This window comes from Oleiphilus sp. HI0117, from assembly GCF_001635235.1.
The window spans coordinates 1-5,281 of the sequence record NZ_LWGA01000003.1; the positions used below are offsets into that span (position 1 = coordinate 1).

Here is a 5,281-nt window from a genome sequence, read left to right on the forward strand (position 1 = left end):
TCACAACTTTCTCTTCTTGCTAGTAGAAATCTTGTGTATGGCTTGTGTTTTGGACTGATGATTCTTGCTTTTGTCTACAACATGGTAATTGGCATCTCTGCTGGAGAAAGAGTTTATACTTATTACGCCTCTTACGTTTTATGTATGTCGCTATATATGATTGCCATGACCGGGTACAACCGCCTGGCGTTTCCCGATTGGGGTGGAGAGGGTAGCTTCACCAACCTGACCGCTTGCTTGCTTGCGTTTTCTGCAACAGTATTCGTTCGCGAGCTACTTGAAACTAAGACAACAATCCCCAAGCTCGATATATTATTACGCCTGTTATTGGCTGCAACTTTTTCGACCATATTTCTACTAGGGTTTATGTCTGACCAACTTGCCTACATGTGTGTAGAAACGATAGGTCTAGTCATTCCAATTATCATACTTGTCTGTGCTATCGGTGCACTAAAGCGTCACCCCCCGATGGCGAAGTTGTTTCTTCTTGCCTGGACCACTCACCTTATTACGGGCACCCTATGGGTATGGATGTGGCTTGGATACACCCCCCCATCACTAGACACCCTCAATATTTTCATTGCAGGTTCAGTGACCGAGCAACTGCTGCTAGCCATCTTGCTTGGCTATAAATACGCAAACCTGAAACAAGAAAACCGTAAGCTGGCAAGAGACGACGAAAATTATCTGGGTGAGTCAACTCAAGACCAGTTAACAGGGGTTTTTAGTCGTCAAACCCTCTACACTCAAATTGAACATACAATTAAAACTAGCGAGAACGACCTTGTTTGGATCGATATTGATATTGACAACTTTCAGAAGTTTAATGAGGCGCACGGCCTTCACGCAGGCGACCTATTGCTTAGCGAGTTTGGTCAATTGCTCCAAACAAAAGTACGTCGAGATAACCTAGCCGCAAAGCTGATCGATAAGGAAAATAGCTTCGCCTATAGAAGAGGGCTGGCAGGAAGAGTCGGTGGTGGGAAGTTTACTATACTTCTATCCAACTGCTCACTCCCCCAAGCCAGGCTCTACGTTGAAAGGTTAATGCGAGATTTCGAAGCCATCAAAATAAAGTCAAGCGATGGAAAGTGGCTAAATTCGAGCATCAGCGTCGGAGTTGTACATATTTTGCCTAATGAAGACTTTAATTCTGCCTGGAAGAGAGCAAGCAAAAAGCTACTGCTTGCGAAATCAAAAGGTAGTGCGCAGCTTTCGTTCTCCTAGACGACTAAATACTCAGCCACGGAAATAAAGCTTTTAACCGCTCCCCCTCCATTGACTGCATTAGCTCAACATTACGCTCTGGAATTTTTTCAGGGTTATCATAACTTTCTAGCGCATACTCCAAAGATTGCTCTCTAATTATGTGAAAAACCGGATAGGGAGCGCGATTTGTTAAGTTCGATTTATCATCCGGTTCGGTACCTTCAAACTGGTAATCCGGGTGAAAACTTGCCAACTGAAATACACCTTCGTAACCTTCTGAAACCAAAATTGAATTCGCATCCGACAGGCATGCTAAGTAAGAATAAAAGTCACTCAAGCCATTTGGGATAACAAGCAGAGTCGTTTCAATAGCCAGATTACTATCATTATCTAGAAACCTTAACTCTGCCAACAAGCGTTCAAGTATTGAGTCATAAGAGCTCCCAGTGTCGATCGCGATTCGGACACGTTCGTCTTCGTAGGGTTTGCGAGCAAACGGACACAAGTTAAGGCCGATTACCACTCGCTCCAGCCAAGCAACAACTTCTGACTCTACATGGCCAAGGGATAGCTCATTAGACATCTTTAAACACCTTTCCTGAAACATTTCATATTAAAGCGAGAATTTATCGGTCATCTTATCTAAGGTCGGCCCAGCAATGACGCCTCGCTCTGTAACGATATAATCGACCAAGCTCGCGGGCGTCACATCGAAGACCGGATTAAGTGCCTGTACGTTAGCCTCTGAAACTTGTTGTCCACTGAAACACTTAAGCTCATCGGAATCACGCATTTCAATCTCTATAGACGCACCGTTTTTCGATGCCATATCAACCGTACTGCTAGGCGCAACGACCATTACCTTTGCGCCATGGTACCTTGCCTGAATCGCCAAAGAGTAGGTGCCAATCTTGTTTACAACATCTCCGTTAGCTGCAATCCTGTCTGCACCAACGATAATCCATTCAACCGATTTGTTTTGGATCACCCACGAGGCCGCCGAGTCCGCATTTAAGGTAACCGGGATATCATCTCTCATGAGCTCCCAAACAGTTAATCGGGTACCTTGCATCCAAGGGCGCGTTTCATCTGCAAAGACTTCAGTGATTAAGCCATCACTCCAGGCTGAGCGTATAACCCCTAAAGCCGTTCCATAGCCACCTGTAGCCAAGCCTCCGGCATTACAATGAGTCATGACAGAGAACGGTTTTTCATGGAAGCGTTTAAACACGGAACAGGCTAAATCACCCATTTTAAAGTTGTTAGCAATATCCTCTTGATGAATTTCCTGGGCGCGGAGAAGCAGCTTTTCTAAACTAAAATCCTGCTCTTTCTGCGCTAGGAGCTCTTCCTGCATAACTTTCAGAGCCCATGCTAAATTTACCGCGGTAGGCCTAGCTTGACTCAGGAATTCAATATCCTTGTTAATACGTTCATAAAAATCGACTCCATTCATTAAGTGCTTTTTTGCGCTCAAAACAACACCGTAAGCCGCACAAATACCAATTGCAGGCGCTCCACGTACAACCATCGTCTTGATTGCCGTATAAACCTGTTCAACATCATGACAACTCATATAATCTTCAGACAAAGGTAGATTTCTCTGATCCAATAGAACCAGCGCACCATCTTGCCAATCGACCGCTTTGACGCTTAGAGACTCAAACTTATTATTCAATGACTATACTTCCTACTGTTTCATTATTTCGGTGGGACTCTATCATGCATGAGTAGTTTGCAATACCAGTTCCCTCAAACTCAATTAACACTTCTTTTCTATCGCCACCTACAACAAACACTGAAGGGTTCTGAGATAGCGGTTTAACAATAGATTCTGCATCCCCTACACTATTCCCGGAGTGCGAATGCCCTGAACCCTGCTGCGCCTTTTTCTTAGAGTGATAGAGTTCGTCAAGAACAAACATCTTGTACGCTTCTGACTGGTATAAAGCTTTCAGGTCCTTTGTAAAAACGAGCAAATGAGGCTCGTTAGTACGATTTTTAACAAGTACTCTGACCTTTGAACCAGAACTAATATTGACAGATTGCGGCCACACCCTACCAACAAGCACTTCAAGCTCGACGGTACGATCAGTCGCAGCCTGACCAAACAAGGGGTCTTTCCAGTATTCACCTAAAATATCTTCTGCCGTTACGCCGGCATTCGTAGTAAGGGTAAATAAAAGAAGCAAGGAAAGGAAAAGGTAGGGCATAATAAACTTTGGTAACATCTAAATGTTGTTCAACCTAAGCAACACAACATGGAACAAAACTACAAGTGACCTTCTTTATATGAAGTATACACCAAATGTACTAACAATTGCCGGCTCTGACTCTTCAGGCGGTGCAGGCATACAAGCAGATATCAAAACATTTACTGCCTTAAATGTCTATGGAGCATCAGTCATCACCAATGTCACAGCTCAAAACTCAAAGGGAGTTAAGGCCACCTATCCACTACCAGCGAAAGTTGTGAAGGATCAGCTACAGACAGTCATCAGCGACATAAACTTTAAAGCTATAAAGATAGGAATGCTGTATTCAAGTGAAATTATTAACGAGGTCGTAGAATGCCTTTCCAACAACACAAGTACACCTATAGTAATCGACCCAGTCCTTACTTCCAGTTCAGGCGTAATGCTTCTAGAAGAAGCCGCAAGAACAGCCCTGGTTGAGAACTTGTTTCCTTTGGCCACTCTAATAACACCCAACCTTATGGAAGCAAACTACCTGCTCCAATTTAAAGGAAAAGACACTGAAAATTTATGCACTCAGAATAAGGCCTTATTATTATCTGAGTTATTTGCATGTAGCGTTCTACTTAAAGGAGGTCATGTAAATGGCGAAATCGTTACCGACTACCTGCAGACCAATAAGGCAATGAATTCATTCTCGCACAAACGCATTGCAACAAATAATACTCATGGAACCGGATGCACACTATCTTCAGCAATCGCTGCAAACTTGGCTAAACAGCCAGACTTATTCATAGCTGTTAAAGAAGGTATATCATTTACCGAATCTTGTATCCAAAATGCTGACGGTTTACAGGTCGGTAATGGTTACGGCCCAATTAATCAGTTGCCATTTTCACAATACTAATTAAGCGATATAATTCTTTGCGGATATTTTCTGCACTATACTGCTACTAATATTACTAAGGGACTTCATAGAATGACAAAGCTAAGCATTTCGAAAAAAATTATACTAGCCTCTAGTTTAACAGTACTACTATCAGCTTGTGCCAGTAACCAAGTAGCTATATCAGAAAGCGTTCAACAAAAATCTGCCCAAGCAGCTTCACAGTCAACTTTCACACCAGAACAAGCAATTGACGAAGCAGAAGAAAAACTGCTAGTTGCGAAGAAAAAAGGCGTAGAATTCTTCTCTCCATTACATCTTAGGCAAGCAGAAGAGAGCATTGCATTAGCACGCGAGTACCTAACAGCCCCTCCCAGCGATATAAAAAATGCCTCTTTAATGTCCGCGATCGCTGCACAAAAATATATAGAAAACGCTTACGAGAATAAAAAGAAAGTTGAAGGAAATCTAAGGGAGTCCTTAAAAAATCTCGACATTCTAGAAAGTCTCAACGCCCCAGCTCTTGTACCCGACCAATATCAAGATGTCATGGAGTCGCTAAATGACATCATTCAAGAAATTGAACAGGGCAACGTTGCTGATGCTAAAAAGAGTGAAGTAGACCTTCTTGAAGACATGGCTGATACCGAAATATCGACACTAAAAGTAACACATCTTAATGAAGCTGTTTCGTTTTTCGAGCGTGCCTCGGACATCGACGCAGATGAGTACGCCGAATTGAGCTATGAAAAAGCAGAAGCTAAACTTGAAGCCTCAACAAGCTTTATTGAGAAGAATTATAGAGATAGAGAGGGGGTAAAAGCTGCAGGCATTGATGCTCTTTTGGCGACTAAAAAAGCTTACTTCGTTGCGATTGAAGCCGAACGCACGGTAAAAATGAAACCAGAAGAAGCTGAAAAGCACGTTCTTAAAGTAATGGAACTTCTCAATAACATTCACTTAGCTACATCAGGTCAAGACATTGAGCCTG

Annotated in this window: 6 protein-coding genes; 3 read left to right on the forward strand and 3 right to left on the reverse strand. The window is 42.9% G+C overall.

All coding sequences use genetic code 11. The features are described from left to right. A partial coding sequence (locus tag A3757_RS00310) for a diguanylate cyclase (protein ID WP_156506054.1) occupies positions 1-1,227 on the forward strand: 1,227 nt, incomplete at its 5' end. A 4-nt stretch (positions 1,228-1,231) separates the two neighbouring features. Here A3757_RS00310 and A3757_RS00315 read toward each other — a convergent pair. Genes A3757_RS00315 through A3757_RS00325 form a run of 3 tightly spaced genes read right to left on the reverse strand, consistent with a single transcriptional unit; the run spans position 1,232 to position 3,422 of the window. Continuing rightward, entirely contained in the window at positions 1,232-1,792 is a 561-nt protein-coding gene (locus A3757_RS00315; RefSeq protein ID WP_068506406.1) for a DUF1415 domain-containing protein, read from the reverse strand. 30 nt (positions 1,793-1,822) lie between these two features. After that, on the reverse strand, positions 1,823-2,887 hold the full coding sequence (gene mtnA, locus A3757_RS00320; RefSeq protein ID WP_068506400.1) for an S-methyl-5-thioribose-1-phosphate isomerase: 1,065 nt from the start codon (positions 2,885-2,887) through the stop codon (positions 1,823-1,825). Next, entirely contained in the window at positions 2,880-3,422 is a 543-nt protein-coding gene (locus tag A3757_RS00325; protein WP_156490687.1) for a hypothetical protein, read from the reverse strand. Before A3757_RS00325 ends, mtnA begins: the two co-directional genes overlap by 8 nt. 79 nt (positions 3,423-3,501) lie before the next feature. Between A3757_RS00325 and thiD the strand changes: the two genes are divergently transcribed. Beyond that, positions 3,502-4,311 carry a bifunctional hydroxymethylpyrimidine kinase/phosphomethylpyrimidine kinase gene (thiD, locus tag A3757_RS00330; protein ID WP_068506541.1) on the forward strand — a complete coding sequence of 270 codons (810 nt, stop codon included), beginning with the start codon at positions 3,502-3,504 and terminating at the stop codon, positions 4,309-4,311. Positions 4,312-4,383: 72 nt separating this feature from the next. Then, positions 4,384-5,281: hypothetical protein (locus A3757_RS00335; RefSeq protein WP_156506055.1), on the forward strand; the 898-nt coding region annotated here is incomplete at its 3' end.

What these genes read in the sequence shown, in the direction of transcription:
- A3757_RS00315 (WP_068506406.1), bottom strand. Translation starts at nt 1,792, where the DNA reads ATGTCTAATGAGCTATCCCTTGGCCATGTAGAGTCAGAAGTTGTTGCT.
- A3757_RS00325 (WP_156490687.1), bottom strand. Translation starts at nt 3,422, where the DNA reads ATGCCCTACCTTTTCCTTTCCTTGCTTCTTTTATTTACCCTTACTACG.
- thiD (WP_068506541.1), top strand. Translation starts at nt 3,502, where the DNA reads ATGAAGTATACACCAAATGTACTAACAATTGCCGGCTCTGACTCTTCA.